This window comes from Cetobacterium sp. ZWU0022 (assembly GCF_000800875.1).
Taxonomy (GTDB): domain Bacteria; phylum Fusobacteriota; class Fusobacteriia; order Fusobacteriales; family Fusobacteriaceae; genus Cetobacterium_A.
In genome coordinates, this window is the sequence record NZ_JRJZ01000039.1 from 1 (window position 1) to 16,793 (window position 16,793).

Below are 16,793 nucleotides of genomic sequence, written 5' to 3' on the forward strand. Positions count from 1 at the left end.
AAAATATAAAATATTACTCTTAATTTTTAGAGTTTACACAAAATTTGAAGAAGACTCAAAGTAGGATTTACATCCTACTTTTTTTATACCTATCTTTATATCTCTCTAAATACTTGTACTCTCCATTTAATATCCAGTTACAAGTTAAAGCTATTATAACTCCAACTATTGTTGTTAAAATTCTTTTTCCAGCCCAAAAGTAAGGATCACGCCCCTCCATATTTGTTGCTATTCCTAAGAAAACAATACAAGCTATTGTATTAGACGATGGTTTCTTTAATACATAAGTACATCCAAATATGATTATAACCATCGAAAGAGCCATAATAATGCTTCCTTTAAAATCACTTGCTTCTGTAGTTATAAAATAGATGGCTAATAGTCCCATTAGCCCTCCAAATATTGTTCCAATTACTCTTTCTATACCTACTTTTACAGAATCTTTAACAGTTCCTTGCAAGCAAGATACTGCTGCTATAGCAGCGTAAAATGGATTTGCATTCAATAAAACTTTTAGTAAAAAAACACACCAGAAAACTGAAACAGATATTCTCAAACTCTTATTTAAGGTTTCATCGTATTCTTTTCCCATGTCTACTTCCCTCTATGTGTATAATGAGGTAATAACATCGGTGATGCCTTAGCCTCTTCTAAATTTTCAGATTTCAACATCTCATGGTATGAATTTACATGACTTAATGTTAAGTCTTTTAATTCTATACTCTTAGAAACTTCTCCTGCAGATGCTCCAGCTCTTCTTCCAAATACGATTATATCTAAAAGTGAGTTACCCATAAGTCTATTTCTACCGTGAATTCCTCCTGCTGCTTCTCCCGCTACATAAAGATTTTCAATCTCTGTTGATCCATCCTCTTTAATTAGTAACCCTCCATTTTGATAATGTAAAGTTGGATAGATTAAAATTGGTTCTTTTCTCATATCAATTCCAAACTTCTGATACATTCTCATCATTGCAGGAACTCTTTTCTCTATAGTTCCAGGCCCATTTAAAATCTCTATCAGTGGAGTATCTAACCAAACACCTTTCACTCCATTTGGAGCTTCTATTCCTTTACCAACTTTGTTACACTCTCTAATGATAGCTGATGCTTCAACGTCTCTTGTTTCTAGGTGATATACAAACTGTTCTCCATCAATATTTAAAGGTGTAGCTCCTAAACTACGAACTTTCTCTGTTACTAGTGCTCCAAATATTTGTGCTGGGAATGCAACTCCTGTTGGATGATACTGAATTGTATCAGCAAATGCTAATCTAGCTCCAGCTCTATATCCTAAAACTAATCCATCAGCTGTTGCTCCATAGTGATTGGATGTTGGGAACCCTTGATAATGAAGTCTTCCTGCTCCACCTGTTGCTAATATAACTGTTTTAGCTTTTGCTACATGGTACTCTTCAGTTTCTATATTGTATAAAACTGCTCCTGCAACTTTTCCATCTGTATCTAAAATTAGTTCTACTGCTGGTGAGAATTCTAGTACTTCAATCTCTTTATTTTGAACTTCATCTCTAAGAACACGCATTATTTCAGCTCCAGAATAATCTGCTGCCGCATGCATTCTTTTTCTTGATGTTCCTCCACCATGAGTTGTAACCATAGTTCCATCAATCTCTTTATCAAACATAACTCCTAAATCATCTAACCATTTTATAGCTAAAGGAGCATCTTTTACTAAAGCTGCTGCTAACTCGGGAACATTTGAATAGTGACCTCCACCCATAACATCTAAATAGTGCTTTGCTGGTGAATCATCAGGTTTATCTGCTGCTTGAATTCCACCCTCTGCCATCATAGTATTAGCATCACCAAAACGTAATTTTGTTGTGATTATTACTTTTGCTCCAGCTTTGTGAGCTTCTAAGGCAGCAGCGGCTCCAGCTCCTCCCCCTCCTATGATTAAAACATCAGCTTCATAATCAACTTTATTTAAATCTATCTCTATATTTTCTAATCTACTTTTTCCATGAAGTAAAGCTCCTAACTCGTTAGGTACTTTCTCTCCTTTATTTTTTCCTACTTTTATTTGAACAAATCCAGATTCTATATAATCCGGATGATTCTCTCTTAAAACTTCTGTTTTCTCATCCGCTGTCATTCTTGGGTAATCCCCTTGAGCTATTCTTTCAGCACGTGTCGCTTCAACTTTTTTTATTAGCTCCCTCATCTCTGGTGTATACATAACCACTCCTCCAACTCTCTATTTTGTTATGTCTCTATTATTATATAGATCTTTTAATTCTGATATATCCTTTTTCATTAACTCTTCTAAAGCTAAATTATGCTCTCCAGCTTCAATCTCTTTCACTCTATCATTTAAGTGCGTTGTTTCAGCTGCAATATATTTACCTGTCAATCTACGAGCTAGTAGTCCTACATTATAGTGAGTTATCCCAGCTGGACATCTTGTTGCACAAATTCCACAAGATACACAGTCAAATGATGCATGAGCACACTTCTCTAACTCTCCTCTTTGAGCGTATCCAATATACTGCATTACCTCTAAGCTTTGAGAGCATCCTTTTGTACAAGAGTTACATCCTATACACTTGTATATCTCTGGATAGTATTTAGCTATCGAATCTGCTGTTGCATCTAACTCATTTATATCATAACTTCCCTTATCCCCTGGGAAAAATGGAATCTGAGTTAAGTACATATCGTCTTCAACCTTACTTTGGCAAGCTAAAACAACTTTCATCTCTTTGTTTCCCTTTACTCTATAAACAGTTGCACATGCTCCACAGAATCCTGATCTACATCCACACCCTCTTTTAAGTTGATATCCAGCATACTCCATAGATTCCATTATTGTTAATGTATTAGGAACAGAGTATCTCTTACCTAATATATATATATCTACCATTTTTTTATCTGTCACTTTTTTATTCCTCCTAGCAAAGTATTAATATTCATCTGGAAGTTCTGTTATCTCATCACATCTGAATACAGGTCCATCTTTACAAACATATTTGTCTCCGATATTACAACGACCACATTTTCCAAAACCACACTTCATTTTTAATTCTAAAGTTGTATAAACCTGCTCTTTTTTAAAGCCAATCTCTTCCAACCCTTGAAGAACATATTTAATCATAATTGGTGGCCCACAAACTAAAGCAACTTTGTTTGTATCAAACCCTAATTCTTTTATATAACTAGGTACAAACCCAACATGACCATTCCAGTTTTCAGCTTCTCTATCTACTGTCAAATGTACATCTGTATCTTTTGAATTAGGCCAAACTCCAAATATATCTTTTGGATGAACTAAATCTTCTGGAGTTCTTGCTCCGTAAACTATATCAACTTTTCCAAACTCCTCTCTTTTATCCATAACATAGTTTATAACCGATCTTAAAGGAGCTAATCCGATTCCTCCACCAATAAATAAAAGGTCCTTTCCTTTTAAAAGTTCTACTGGGAAGTTATTTCCATAAGGTCCTCTTATTCCTATTTCATCTCCAGCTTCTAGTGTATGTAAGTAGTCTGTTACTACTCCACATTTTTTTATACTGCACTCTATATATCCCTCTTCCGTTGGTGATGAAGTTATTGAAAATATAGCTTCTCCCAATGGAGGAACAGATATCATAGCACATTGTCCTGGCATAAATTCAAATGGTGCTTTACCATCCTTTGATACTATTCTAAATGTTGTTACATCTGGAGTATCTCTTCTTACAAACTCTAACTTTGCTAACTGTGGAACCAAAGGGTCCTTCTCATGACATGTACAAGCCATTATTTATTCACCACCAATTTTTTTATTACTTTTACTATATCTAAATGCACAGGACATTTCTCTATACATCTTCCACATCCAACACATGAGTATACGCCATCATGATTAGCTGGATAATAAACTAACTTATGCATAAATCTTTGTCTTACTCTTTGCATCTGAGTTGTTCTAGGATTTCCATGAGCCATCAGTGTAAAATCTGAATACATACACGAATCCCAACATCTAAATCTCTCTCCACCATTATTTCCAGCATAATCTTTTACATCATAACAGTGACAAGTTGGACAAACATAAGTACAAGACCCACAAGCTAAACATCTTCTTGCTAAATCTTTCCAAACTTTTTCATTTTCAAATACCTCTTTTAAATCTCCAATTTTATCAATTTCTAAATTATTTAAGGTATTTTCTGCAGACATTTTTGTAATTCTCTCTTTTGCTTCATTATATAAAATTTCATCTTCTGATTTTACATCTTCTAAAATATCTTTAAGTAACTCAGTTAATCTCTTACCATTTTCACTAACTTCATTCCAATAATAGAAATCCCCACAATCAACTAGGGCCACATCTGTAGATTTTAAAACTCCTGCTGGCTCTACTCCAAAAACTTCGCAAAAACAACTACTTTCGATGTTGTTACAAGCTAAAGATATAACAATACCTCTATCTCTATGAGCCTTATAATAAGTATCTACTGGTTCTCTTAAAAATATATTATCTAAAATTTCTAATGATTTTATATCACAAGGTCTTGCTCCAAAAATTACATATCTATCCTCTGATACACTTTCAACACTGAATTTTATCTTTTTATTCTCTGTTTTAAATTTTAAATAAGTTTCACTTTGAGGAAATACAAAGTTTTTTAAAGGAACTGCTGTTTTTAAAGTTTTTAAATCTACCTCTCCATCTTCATGAAAATTTTTAAACTTTAAAGTTCCTTTATCCATTTTAGGAAGGAATAGATTATACTCTTCATCTATTTTTTTCCAAAGATTATCTAAATTATTTTTAAATAATTTTTTCATTACTTCCCTCCTTTTTTATCTGAAAAACTATCTTTATCCTCTATATCAAAGTTTGAAAGACTATCCTCTTCAGCTCCATAAAGCTCCTCTAAATCTTTTATAATCTTTCTATTTATTTTTCCTAAAGGAATTCCCACAGGACAAATTCTTTCACACTCTCCACAATCCGAGCAACGCCCAGCTACGTGATAAGCTCTTATAATCTGATAAAATCCTGTTTCACTTTCATTGTTTGCTTTTCCTAAAACATCCTCATCTTTATTTTCAAAAACACAAGTTTCACAGTTACAAGCAGGACAGATATTTCTACAAGCGTTACATCTAATACACTTTGATAACTCTCCCATCCAGTACTCATATCTTTCATCATAACTCATATTTTCAATCTCTTTTACTTCAGCATACTTATCTAAATTTTCATTTAAACAAGTTTCACACTTTTTAAATCCCTCTCCTGTAACAAAATCTTTCATTCCATCGCAGGCAACTTCATAAACTACAACGTTTTCTTTTGATAATCTATTATCCATTATAATTTGATCAAAACCTTTTCTATCACATTTTTTTAAGAAAACTCCTACTTTTTTTCCGTTATGAGTCTCTTCTATTAAATATTTTGCTAAATTATTTACACAATATTCATCAAAAATCAGTGTATCTAGTTCTGACTCTTCATCTATAAATGCCGGTATTGACTCTATTGAATCATCCTCTTTTTTCCATCCAATTATCATATCAATTTTTTTTGATATAAAATCCTCTTTTGCTTTTAATATCATCTCTATCTTTCCCATCTCGTATCCCTCAACTTTCTATTAGGTCCTAGTGTATGAACTTTTTCTAAAATATCATTCATAACTGTAGAAAACTTATTTGCTTCAGCTGCTGATATCCAATCAACTTTAAAACGTTCTTTCTCTATTCCCATAAATTGTAAAAGATTTGTAAATACTGAGAAACGTCTTCTTGTATAATAGTTTCCTGTAGAGTAGTGACAATCTCCTGGATGACATCCTGCCATTACAACTCCATCAGCTCCTTTTTGGAATGCACGAAGTACAAAGTTAGGATTAACTCTACATGAGCAAGGAACACGAATTATCTTTACATTTGCTGGGTAATTTAATCTACTTGTTCCCGCTAAGTCCGCTCCTGCATAACTACACCAGTTACAACAAAATGCAACGATTAGTGGTTTGAACTCTTCGTTCTTATTTATTTCTAAAGACATATTGCGTCTACCTCCGCCATTATCTGTTTATTCGTAAATCCTTTTAAATCTATAGCTCCCGGACGGCAAGAAACAGTACATCCTCCACATCCTTGACAAAGTGCCTCATTTACTTCAGCAACCTCTTTTCTGATAACTTTTCCATGATCATACACATCTACCATTTTTATTTTTATAGCATCATATGGACACATCTTAGAACAAGCTTTACACCCACTACACATATTTTTATTTACACTTGAAACACAAGCGTTGTTAGTTAACTCTTTCTTACTTAGAAGAATTATCGTTTTTGCTGCTGCTGCACTCGCTTGAGCTACTGTTTCAGGAATATCTTTTGGACCTTGGCAAGCTCCTGCTAAATATATTCCTGCTGAAGCAGTTTCAACTGGTTTTAATTTTGGATGAGCTTCTGTAAAGAAGTTATTTAAATCACTACTGATATTTAGTTTTCTTTTCAATGCTACTGCATCTGGTTTAGCTACTGTTGCCGATGATAAAACTACCATATCCGCATCTATCTCTAATGGAACACCTGCAAGAGAATCAACAGCTTGAACCATAAGTTTTTCTCCTTCTGGAATAACCTTTCCAACCATTCCTTTTATGTAGTGAACCCCGTATTCTTCTACTGCTCTTCTATGGAACTCATCAAAGTTTTTTCCAGGTGTACGAACATCTATATAGAATACATAAACTTCTGTGTCTGGATATTTATCTTTTATCAGCATTGCATGTTTTGCTGTATACATACAACAAATTTTTGAACAGTAAGATTTTCCTCTCTCACTTGTATCTCTTGATCCAACACATTGTACAAAAACAACTTTCTTAGGTCTTTCTCCATTTGATGGTTTTACAAACTTTCCTTTTGTTGGTCCTGCTGCATTCGTCAATCTTTCAAACTCTAACCCTGTTATTACATCTGGATGCTCATACGCATACTCTCCAAAGTTATCTAGTTTTATAAGATCAAATCCTGTTGCTAAAACTATAGCTCCATACTTTTGATTTACAATCTCTTCCTCTTGATCAAACTTCACAGCTTTTGTTCCACATACAATTGAACAAACTCCACACTTTCCTGTTTTGAACTTTAAGCATTGCTCTTTATCTATAACCGGAACCTTTGGAACTGATTGAGCAAAGGGAGTATATATTGCTGTTCTTGTTGCTAATCCCTCTTCAAATTCACTTCTTCCTTTTTTCGACGGACATTTTTCTATACAAACTCCACATCCTGTACACTTATCCATATCTACATATCTTGGTTTCTTTTTAATTGCAACATTAAAGTTTCCAACAAACCCATTTACACTTTCTATCTCACTATAAGTATACAAAGTTATATTTGGATGAGCTGCTGCATCAACCATTTTAGGTGTTAATATACAAGCTGAACAATCTAATGTTGGGAATGTTTTATCTATTTGAGCCATTTTTCCACCAATACTTGGTGTTTGTTCAACAATATCAACTAAATATCCTGCATCAGCTATATCTAAAGCTGCTTGAATACCTGCAATTCCACCTCCAACAACCAAAGCTCTTTTTTCAACTGCAGTTGTTCCAGCTACTAACTCTTCATTTAATGTCGCTTTAGCTATTGCTGCTTTTGTTAAAGATATCGCTTTTTCTGTTCCAACCTCTTTATCTTTATGAACCCAAGAACAATGTTCTCTTATATTTGCTATTTCAACTAAATACGGATTTAATCCCGCTGTTTCAGCTGCTTTTCTAAATGTTGCCTCATGCATTCTAGGTGAGCATGACGCTACAACAATTCTATCTAAATTTTTCTCTTTTATTGCATCTTTTAAATAGTTTTGCCCTACCTCTGAGCACATATATTGGTAGTCTACTGAATGTACAACTCCTGGCATATCTTTTACTGCATCTCTTACTTTTTCTACATCTACAGTACCAGCAATGTTACTTCCGCACCAACAAACAAACACCCCTATTCTACGCACTGATTTTCCTCCCTTAATTAAAAAAATTACTTAGTATATTTACGGAATCCACTTACTGCTGCTTGTTGTGGCATTTTTCTATCTTGCATTATTTTTGCTACAAACTCAGGAGTTAATCTATCCTCTCCTTGCTTTCTAACAACTGTTTGTCTAACTGCTTCCATTAACTTTGAAACACTGACATTTCTAGGACATCTCGATTCACAAGTAAAACAAGCTGCACAGTTCCAAATAGATTTAGATTCCCTTAACTTTTCTACATCTCCAATTTGTAAAAATCTTATAACTTGGTGAGGTAAAACGTCCATTCCTGCATTTGCTGGACATCCTGCAGAACATTTTCCACACTGCATGCAGTCATCTATTTTTTCTTTGCTTAACTCAAGTACTTTTTCTACTTCTGAGTTTCTTTTAGGATTTATTTTCCCTTTAAACATTACTCCTCCTCTGCTTTAATCTCTAAAGCTTCTGCTAATAACTCAGTAAAATATGTAACTTTTATCTTAGAATTTTTCTCCTCTAAGTTATATTTACAAAGAGGGCAAGCTGTTATAATTTCCTCTATTCCATTTAACTCTGCTGATTTTAGAATTTTTTCACTCATATTTTCAGCTAGCTCTTTATTATTTACAGATAAATATCCACCACAGCACTCTGTTCTATAAGGATATTTTATCGCCTTTGCACCTAAAGCTTCTATAAAATCTTCCATTATTTTGGGATTTTCAGGATTATCAAAAGTCATCTCTTTTTGTGGTCTCAACAATAGACAACCATAATAAGCTCCGATTTTTCTTTCTTTTAAAGGATTAGTAACCTTTGCCTTTAATTTCTCAAAAGTAACATCATTCTTTAACATCTCTAAATAATGCACAACCTCTGTTTCACCAACATACTCATTCTCAACCTCTAAGTATAAGTTCGCTTTTTTTCTAACATTTGGTTTTGTTCTCATATCGTTATTAACTCTTTTTATAACATTGTGACAAGCTGAACAAAGAGTCAAAAGTTTTTCTCCTTTATCTCTTGCTGAAATTAAGCTTCTAACTGATGAAAGTTTATGCGCTACCTCTCCGTCACTCTGAGGATATACCCCACCACAGCATTGCCAATTTTCAATCTCTTCCATTGATATTCCTAGCTTTTTAGCTGCATCTAAAGCATAATTCTCTAAATCTTTTGCTTTAGTTTTTAAGGTACAACCTGGATAGTAACTATACTTCATTCCATTCCTCCATTTTAAAAGTATTTTTTCAAAAATTACTGTTCTGAAAACAAATGAATTACTTCATTAAAAGAACACTTTTTACTTAAATTATAGTATTACACTAGTATTCACGTCAACTATTTTTTTTTATTTTTTCATTTTTTATGAAAACTTAACCAAAACTCGCTTAATAAACGGTTAATCGTTACCATTAATAAAATATATTTTTCATTTGTTGACAGTTGTGTACAAACTATGTATAATTAGTGAAAAATGTTCTTAAATAAATTTATCAACACTATTTTTATACAGTTTTATTTTTGAATGTTAATTAAATTTTAAGGAGGAAACTACTCAATGATTTTTTTCATCACACTTTTAATCATCTTTTTTGTGGGATATTTTATAGTTAAAAAATATTATCCTCAAGGGGTCCTATTTGTAGGAGGATTTCTTTTACTTTGTACCGCAATTTTATTTAACGACACACCCATGTTAAGTGAAAAGGCTTCTCTAGGATCTAATTTTTTAGACATATTCCAATATCTAAAAGATACTTTCTCTAAAACAACAGCCGGTTTAGGGTTAACTATTATGGTTGTTGGTGGATTTGCTAAATATATGGATCATATCGGGGCTAGTAAGGCTCTTGTTAAAATTACAACAAAACCTATGAAGAAACTTAACTCTCCATATCTTGTTTTAGCTTTAACTTATATTCTTGGACAGATATTAAATATATTTATTCCTAGTGCATCAGGTCTTGGAGTTTTACTTATGGTAACTGTTTATCCTATACTAGTTTCTCTTGGTGCTAGTCCACTTTCAGCTACAGCCGTTATAGGAACAACTGCCTGCCTTGATTTAGGACCTGCATCTGGAAACTCAGTTCTTGCTGCTAAAACAGCAAATATAGACGCAGCTCTTTATTTTGTTAAATATCAACTTCCTGTCTCTGTTTTTGTTATCACTGCTATCGCTTTAACGCATTATTTTGTTCAAAAAATTGGAGATAAGAATCTTTCATATGATGAAAGTGAAATCAAAAAAGAAGCAACTCAAGCTGATAATTCGGAAGAGGCTCCTGGATTCTATGCATTATTCCCGATTATTCCTTTGGTTATAATATTAGGATTTAGTTCACTTTTCAAAAGTAGTATCAAAATGAATGTTGAAGTTGCAATGCTTTTAAGTATCACTGTTAGTATGGTTGTTGAAGGAGTAAGAAGACGTACTTTCAAAAATACAATCACTGATTTAAAAATAGTTTTTAATTCTATGGGTTCTCAATTTGCGGCTGTTATAACACTTATTGTTGCGGGTCAGTTCTTTGCTTACGGACTTACTAAAGTTGGAGTTATCGATAGTATTATCGAATGGACAAAACATGCAGGTCTTGGTGTTCAACCTATGATTCTTGTTATGACTGGTGTTATCTCTGCATCATCTGTTATTATGGGATCTGGAAATGCTCCATTCTTCGCTTTTGCTGCCCTTGCTCCTACTGTTGCGGCTTCTGTCAATATAGATCCTGTTGTTATTGCTATGCCTATGCAACTTGCATCTGGAATTGCTAGAAGTGTTTCTCCTATAACTGCTGTTATTGTTGCTGTTTGCGGTATCTCTGGTGTTTCACCTTTCTTAGTTGTAAGAAGAACTTTCTTACCTATGCTTGTTGGTTTAATTGTTTTATTAGTTTCAAATATGATTTTATTTGGATAATTTATATTAAATGGGGGATTTTATGGATTTAAATAAATATTTAAAAAATTTAGAAACTTTAGTTAATGTAGATTGTGGAAGTAACACTCCTGATGGTCTTAAAATTGTAACGAAGTTTTTTGAAGAGCTTTATTGCGATTGGATTGTTGAATATCATGAATTAAATAAAAATAATCCTGTTCTTGTTATAAAAAATAGAGATGTCGAAAATTTTGATTTTCTTTTTATTGGACATAACGACACTGTTTTTCCTGAGGGAACTGTAGCTAAAAGACCATTTAAAATAGATGGAGATATAGCTACCGGACCTGGTGTTTACGATATGAAATCAGGATTACTTTCTATGTATGAAGTTGCGAAGGAGTTTAAAGATTCAAAGTTAAATATCTGTATTATTATAAATACAGATGAAGAGATTAGCTCTTTAATCTCTAGAGATTTAATTACTGAAATGGGGAAAAAAACAAAATATGCTTTAGTTTTTGAACCTGCTAGAAAAAATGGAAATATGGTTTCAGAAAGAAAAGGTTTAGTTAAATATGAGATTACTTTCAAGGGAAAAGCGGCTCATGCAGGAATCGCACCACAAAATGGAATCAATGCTATCATAGAAGCCTCAAGATGGGTTTTAGAAATTTCAAAACTTCAAAATTTAGAGATTGGAAACTCTATAAATGTTGGAGTTATAAATGGTGGCTTTGGTGTAAATACCGTTCCTGATAAAGCTGTTATAAAATTTGAAGGTCGTTCTCATGATATAAAACATTTTGAAAATATTATCAAAACTTTAGATACTTTAAAGTCAACTCCTTATGTAAGTGGAATTGAAATAGAAGTAAAAGAGATTGGATATAGACCTCCTCTTGTTTTAAATAATCTTTCAAAAGTTCTTTTAGAGAAATTTGATGTTGCAAAAGCTGAATTAGGAATTAAAGCTGAATGGGAAAAAACTGGTGGTGGCTCTGATGCTAACTTCTTAGGAATACTTGGAGTTGGAGTCTTAGATGGGATTGGCCCTATTGGAGGAAATTCTCATGAGGAAACTGAGTATCTTGTTATCTCGTCAATTGAAGATCGTATCGAAATGATAAAAAAAGTATTAAGAACATTTTTATAAACTTAGAGAGGATTTTCCTCTCTTTTTTATTAAAAAAGATTTTCATAGAAAAAAATACTAAAATAATGTATAATTAGGAAAAAGAATATATTTGGAGGTAATTTTAATGAAAATTAAAGCCTTTCCTTTAGGAAGCTATATGACAAACTGTTATTTAGTTTGGAATGATAAAAATGAGGCTTCTCTTTTTGATTGTAGCGATACAAGATTAGCAGGGATTGTTTCTTTTATAAAAGAGCATAATTTAACTTTAAAAAATGTTATTTTAACTCATGGTCACGGAGACCATATCGGTGGAATAAATGAAATTAAAAATATTTTTCCTGAGGTACAACTTTTCATAGGAAAAGAGGAAGAAAAGTTCCTAACAGACGCTTCTTTAAATCTATCTTACGCTATACAAGGATTTGACTTTGTATATACAGGTGATTTTACTCCTTTAAAAGAGGGAGATTCTATTTTTGGATTTGAAGTTATTGATACTCCTGGTCATACAATTGGTTCGAAATGTTTTTATAACAAAGAAGCTAATTTTATGATCTCTGGCGACACACTATTTAGAAGAAGCTACGGTAGATATGATCTACCAACTGGAAATTTATCACAATTACAAAGAAGTTTAAAAAAGATTTGTGAGAACTATCCAGAAGATACTATAGTGTATAGTGCCCACACTGAACCTACACTTTTAGGGGAGGAGAGAAGAGTATTAAAATCCCAAGGAATGTTTTAGGAGGACTTAATATGGAAAATAAAATTTATGATGTTGTTATTATTGGAGCTGGACCCGCAGGTTTAACATCTGCACTTTATGCAGGAAGATCAAACTTGTCAGTATTAGTTATTGAAAAACCAACTGTTGGAAGCTTACTTATGGCCCACAAGATTGAAAACTATCCTGGAATTCAAGGATCACCTACTGGTAAAGATATCTATAATTTAATGAAAGAACAAACTTTAAAATTTAATGTAGAATTTGTAGATGCTACATTTTTAGGTTTTGATCTACTTGGTGAAAATAAAATAGTTAAAACTGATAAAGATAACTTTGCAGCTAAAACTGTTATTATTGCAAGTGGTTGGGCAAAAAATGGTGCTAAAAAATTACCTGGTGAAGAACAGTATTTAGGTAAAGGAGTTTCTTACTGTGCTACTTGCGATGGTGCTTTCACTAGAAATATGAGCGTTTCACTTTTCGGAAAGGGTAAAGAAATCGCTGAAGAAGCATTATTTTTAACAAAATACTCTAAAGAAATCCATATGTTTTTAACTGAAGCTTCGGATGAATCAGAGGATAAATCACTTATGGAAACTTTAAAAGCCAATGAAAAAATTAAAATGTACTATTCATCTAAACTTTTAGAAATAAAAGGTGAAGAATTTGTAGAAGAGGTAATAGCTGAGGTAGCTGGAGAAAAAATAAACTGTAAAACTCAATTTGCTTTTCTATATCTAGGAACTAAATCATTGAAAGAGCTATATGGAGAAGTGGCATCTTTAGACGAAAATGGATATCTTATAACAGATGAAGCTATGCATACTTCTATTGAGGGTATATTTGCTGCTGGAGATGTCAGATCAAAAATGATTAGACAAGTGACTACAGCAACTTCTGATGGAACAATAGCGGCACTTGAAGCTATAAAATTTGTACTTAAAAAACAAAATTTAAGAGCTCAATATAGTTAAAAACTTATAATTTTATAAAAAAAGAAGTCAGAGCCTCAAAACTCTGACTTCTTTATATTTATAATCTGAATAACATATCCTCATAAGTTGGAACTGGCCAAACTTTCTTTTCAACTTGATGCTCTAATAAATCAACAATATCTCTTAAACAACTTAAAAGAGGAATAATCTCTTTATTTAAATATTCTACTTTTTCATATAATCCATCAATTTCATTAGCTACAACTAATTGTGATTCTAATTGTGCTAAATAATCTTTTAAACGATTTTTACCAGCTAATAATTTAACTAAGTGAGCTTTATCAGCAGATAAATATTCATCATTTCCTAAAACTTCTCTCAATGAAAGAATACTGTTTGATATTTTTGCAGCATACTCCATAAGTGCTGGATATATTTCATTTCTTGCGATTCTAACCATTGAGCTTCCTTCAATATTTACTTGCTTTATATAACGCTCACAGTAAACTGAATATCTCGCCTCTAATTCTTCCGGAGATAAAACCTTGGCATTTTTAAACAGTTCGATTATATTCTCTTGTTTATAAACTTTTAATCCTTCTAAAGTATTTCTTAAGTTTTTTAAACCTCTTTTTTCAGCTTCAACTTTCCAACTGTCATCATAACCATTTCCATTAAAAACGATTCTTTTATGTTTTTCATATCTATCTTTAATTAATTCAATTATATTTTTCTTTAAATCCTTTGGATCTTTAGATTCTAATAAATCCGCATATTCCTTTATGATTGTACCAATTATTGTATTTATAATAAATGTCGGTGTTGATGCTGAAGCACTTGATCCTGGCATTCTGAATTCAAATTTATTTCCTGTGAATGCAAATGGAGATGTTCTATTTCTATCAGAAATATCTTTTGGTATTTTTGTAAAGTTTTTAACACCAAATTCCATGCTTTCTTTTACATCGTTTGTTGGAACAATCTCTCCAATATTTTTTAAAATTTCTTCTAATTCATCACCAATGAAAACAGAAATTATTGCTGGTGGAGCCTCATGCCCCCCTAATCTATGATCATTTCCTGGTGTTGCACAAGACGCTCTTAATACATCAGCATATCTATCAATTCCTTCTAATACTGCTGTTAAAAATACTAAGAACTGAAGATTATTTTTTGATAAAGAAGATGGATCCAATAGATTTTCTCCTAAATTTGTTGCTAATGACCAGTTACAATGTTTTCCTGATCCATTCACACCTTTAAATGGCTTCTCGTGTAATAAGGCACTTAAATTGTGTCTGTCTGCAACTTTTTTAATTATATCCATTGTTAATTGGTTTTGATCCACTGCCACATTTGCTGTCGCAAACATAAGTGCTATCTCAAACTGGTTTGGAGCTACTTCATTATGCTTTGTTTTAGCCATAATTCCTATTTTCCATAACTCTGCGTCTATTTCATTCATTACTTTTTCAACTTTCTCTTTAATACTTCCATAGTAGTGATCATTTAATTCTTGACCTTTTGGAGGCAATGAACCAAATATTGTTCTACCAGAAAGCATTAAATCTTGACGCTTCTCCCAGAAACTCTTCTCTATTAAAAAATACTCTTGCTCTAGACCTAAAGTATTTGTAATTGAAGTTACATTTGATTTAGGATCTAAAATTCTTTTTAATCTTAATGTTTGCTCTGATATAAAATCAATTGATCTTAATAAAGGAACTTTTTTATCTAATGCCATTTGATTGTATCCTATAAAGGCTGTTGGAATATATAACGACTTAGATAATCCTTCTCCTCTTAAAAACATTGGTGATTTACAATCCCACGCTGTATATCCTCTAGCTTCAAAAGTTGATCTTACTCCTCCATTTGGGAATGATGATGTGTCAGCTTCTCCTTTTATAAGCTCTTTTCCTGAAAACTGTGAAACACAACTTCCATCTGAAGACATTGAAATAAATGAATCATGCTTTTCTGCTGTTAGTTCTGTCAAAGGTTGGAACCAGTGTGTAAAATGTGTTGCTCCATTTTCAGTAGCCCAATTTTTAACTGCATTAGCTATAGAGTCCGCAAGTTCGATAGATAACTCTTTTTCTCCGTTTTGAACCTTTTTAAACTCTTTAAAATACGATTCTGGTATTCTGCTTTTTAATTTATCCTCTGTAAAGCAAAATTGTCCAAAAATTTCTAGCATGTTGTTCATAAATCCTCCTCTTTTTCGTTCTACATTGTCGAACGTTGTTCTTTAATAAAAATTTGTTATATTCACAATATACTATTTTTATATTTTTGTCAACCAAAAAATAAAAAAGAGGAGTTAATACTCCTCTCTTGCTCCTAATTCGAACGATATTTTTTTACTCATAGCTACCATTTTCGGTGCCAGATGCGGAAGAATATGCATCATTTTCTCCCTTGTAGCCATTATCGATGCAGTTCCTACAAATTCATTATTAACCTTAAAAATTGGAACTGAAATACAATATATTCCCAATTCTACTTCTGATCTCTCTAGAGAATAACCATCTTTTCTAATCTTGTAAATCTCTTCGATTAAAGTTTCTCTATCTATTATTGTACTATTAGTATATTTATATAATAAATCTTTATTAAATATAACATCTATATTTACATCCTTAGAGTAAGCTAATGCTAACTTTCCAGAAGCTGATGCATTCAAAGGAATCTTAGTTACTGATGTACTTATTGTATAATACATTGAATCAGACTGAACTCTATCAATTAACTTTAAATGCTCTCTTTTAAAAATAAACAGATTTACTGTTACAGAAAACTCCTCTGATATGTTGACTAAATATTTATGTCCCACATTCTTTATCAAAACATCTTCATTTACAATAAAACTTTTCTCTATAAAAGCTGGTCCTAGTGAATAGTTACTATTTTTTTCACTCTGCTCTAAATATGAATTTTTTAAAAGTGTTGAAACAATTCCATGAACAGTACTTTTACTTAATCCAACCTTCTCACTAATCTCTTTTAGTGATAGTTCATGAACTTCCTCATTAAAGCAATTCATTATATCTATTGCTCTTTGGATAGATTGTATAGTTTTTCCTTCCATAAAATC

At 32.3% G+C, this 16,793-nt stretch carries 16 protein-coding genes; 4 read left to right on the top strand and 12 right to left on the bottom strand.

Going from position 1 to position 16,793, the window contains the following annotated elements:
- Positions 1–67: 67 nt before the first annotated feature.
- From L988_RS03175 to L988_RS03220, 10 genes are read right to left on the bottom strand one after another with little or no spacing between them, the layout of a single operon-like run.
- Positions 68–592, bottom strand: coding sequence for an aromatic acid exporter family protein (locus L988_RS03175; protein ID WP_047394596.1), 525 nt, complete (start codon positions 590–592; stop codon positions 68–70).
- A gap of 2 nt (positions 593–594) precedes the next feature.
- A complete protein-coding gene (locus L988_RS03180) occupies positions 595–2,199 on the bottom strand; it encodes an FAD-dependent oxidoreductase (protein ID WP_047381516.1) in 1,605 nt (534 codons plus the stop codon).
- 18 nt (positions 2,200–2,217) lie between these two features.
- Positions 2,218–2,898 carry a 4Fe-4S dicluster domain-containing protein gene (locus L988_RS03185; protein WP_047381517.1) on the bottom strand — a complete coding sequence of 227 codons (681 nt, stop codon included), beginning with the start codon at positions 2,896–2,898 and terminating at the stop codon, positions 2,218–2,220.
- Positions 2,899–2,922: 24 nt separating this feature from the next.
- Complete coding sequence (locus L988_RS03190) at positions 2,923–3,762, bottom strand: FAD/NAD(P)-binding protein (RefSeq protein ID WP_047381519.1); 840 nt, start codon at positions 3,760–3,762, stop codon at positions 2,923–2,925.
- A complete protein-coding gene (locus L988_RS03195; protein ID WP_047381521.1) occupies positions 3,762–4,796 on the bottom strand; it encodes a 4Fe-4S dicluster domain-containing protein in 1,035 nt (344 codons plus the stop codon). Before L988_RS03195 ends, L988_RS03190 begins: the two co-directional genes overlap by 1 nt.
- Positions 4,796–5,590, bottom strand: coding sequence for a 4Fe-4S dicluster domain-containing protein (locus tag L988_RS03200; protein WP_156110640.1), 795 nt, complete (start codon positions 5,588–5,590; stop codon positions 4,796–4,798). The genes L988_RS03195 and L988_RS03200 overlap by 1 nt, the downstream gene beginning before the upstream one ends.
- A complete protein-coding gene (locus L988_RS03205) occupies positions 5,578–6,027 on the bottom strand; it encodes a hydrogenase iron-sulfur subunit (protein WP_047381523.1) in 450 nt (149 codons plus the stop codon). The genes L988_RS03200 and L988_RS03205 overlap by 13 nt, the downstream gene beginning before the upstream one ends.
- Positions 6,018–8,000 carry a CoB--CoM heterodisulfide reductase iron-sulfur subunit A family protein gene (locus tag L988_RS03210; protein WP_047381525.1) on the bottom strand — a complete coding sequence of 661 codons (1,983 nt, stop codon included), beginning with the start codon at positions 7,998–8,000 and terminating at the stop codon, positions 6,018–6,020. The genes L988_RS03205 and L988_RS03210 overlap by 10 nt, the downstream gene beginning before the upstream one ends.
- Positions 8,001–8,026: 26 nt before the next feature.
- The gene (locus L988_RS03215) at positions 8,027–8,437 is read right to left on the bottom strand and encodes a 4Fe-4S dicluster domain-containing protein (RefSeq protein ID WP_052191660.1); all 411 of its coding nucleotides are present in this window, start codon (positions 8,435–8,437) and stop codon (positions 8,027–8,029) included.
- On the bottom strand, positions 8,437–9,225 hold the full coding sequence (locus tag L988_RS03220; protein WP_047381527.1) for a CoB--CoM heterodisulfide reductase iron-sulfur subunit B family protein: 789 nt from the start codon (positions 9,223–9,225) through the stop codon (positions 8,437–8,439). The genes L988_RS03215 and L988_RS03220 overlap by 1 nt, the downstream gene beginning before the upstream one ends.
- A gap of 339 nt (positions 9,226–9,564) precedes the next feature.
- On the opposite strand from L988_RS03220, the gene dcuC reads away from it, so the two are divergent.
- The 4 genes from dcuC to L988_RS03240 all read left to right on the top strand — a co-directional run bounded on the left by dcuC (position 9,565) and on the right by L988_RS03240 (position 13,735).
- Entirely contained in the window at positions 9,565–10,929 is a 1,365-nt protein-coding gene (gene dcuC / locus L988_RS03225; protein ID WP_047381529.1) for a C4-dicarboxylate transporter DcuC, read from the top strand.
- Positions 10,930–10,951: 22 nt separating this feature from the next.
- Positions 10,952–12,046 (top strand): M20 family metallopeptidase, encoded by a 1,095-nt coding sequence (locus tag L988_RS03230; RefSeq protein WP_047381531.1) that lies wholly within the window; start codon positions 10,952–10,954, stop codon positions 12,044–12,046.
- Positions 12,047–12,152: 106 nt separating this feature from the next.
- Positions 12,153–12,779, top strand: coding sequence for an MBL fold metallo-hydrolase (locus L988_RS03235; protein WP_047381533.1), 627 nt, complete (start codon positions 12,153–12,155; stop codon positions 12,777–12,779).
- 11 nt (positions 12,780–12,790) lie between these two features.
- Entirely contained in the window at positions 12,791–13,735 is a 945-nt protein-coding gene (locus tag L988_RS03240) for an NAD(P)/FAD-dependent oxidoreductase (protein ID WP_047381536.1), read from the top strand.
- Positions 13,736–13,793: 58 nt separating this feature from the next.
- Here the strand turns inward: L988_RS03240 and L988_RS03245 are convergent, their stop codons facing one another.
- Positions 13,794–15,905 (bottom strand): glutamine synthetase III, encoded by a 2,112-nt coding sequence (locus tag L988_RS03245; protein ID WP_047381538.1) that lies wholly within the window; start codon positions 15,903–15,905, stop codon positions 13,794–13,796.
- Positions 15,906–16,019: 114 nt separating this feature from the next.
- Positions 16,020–16,787 (bottom strand): IclR family transcriptional regulator, encoded by a 768-nt coding sequence (locus L988_RS03250; protein WP_047381540.1) that lies wholly within the window; start codon positions 16,785–16,787, stop codon positions 16,020–16,022.
- Between the last annotated feature and the right edge of the window lie 6 nt (positions 16,788–16,793).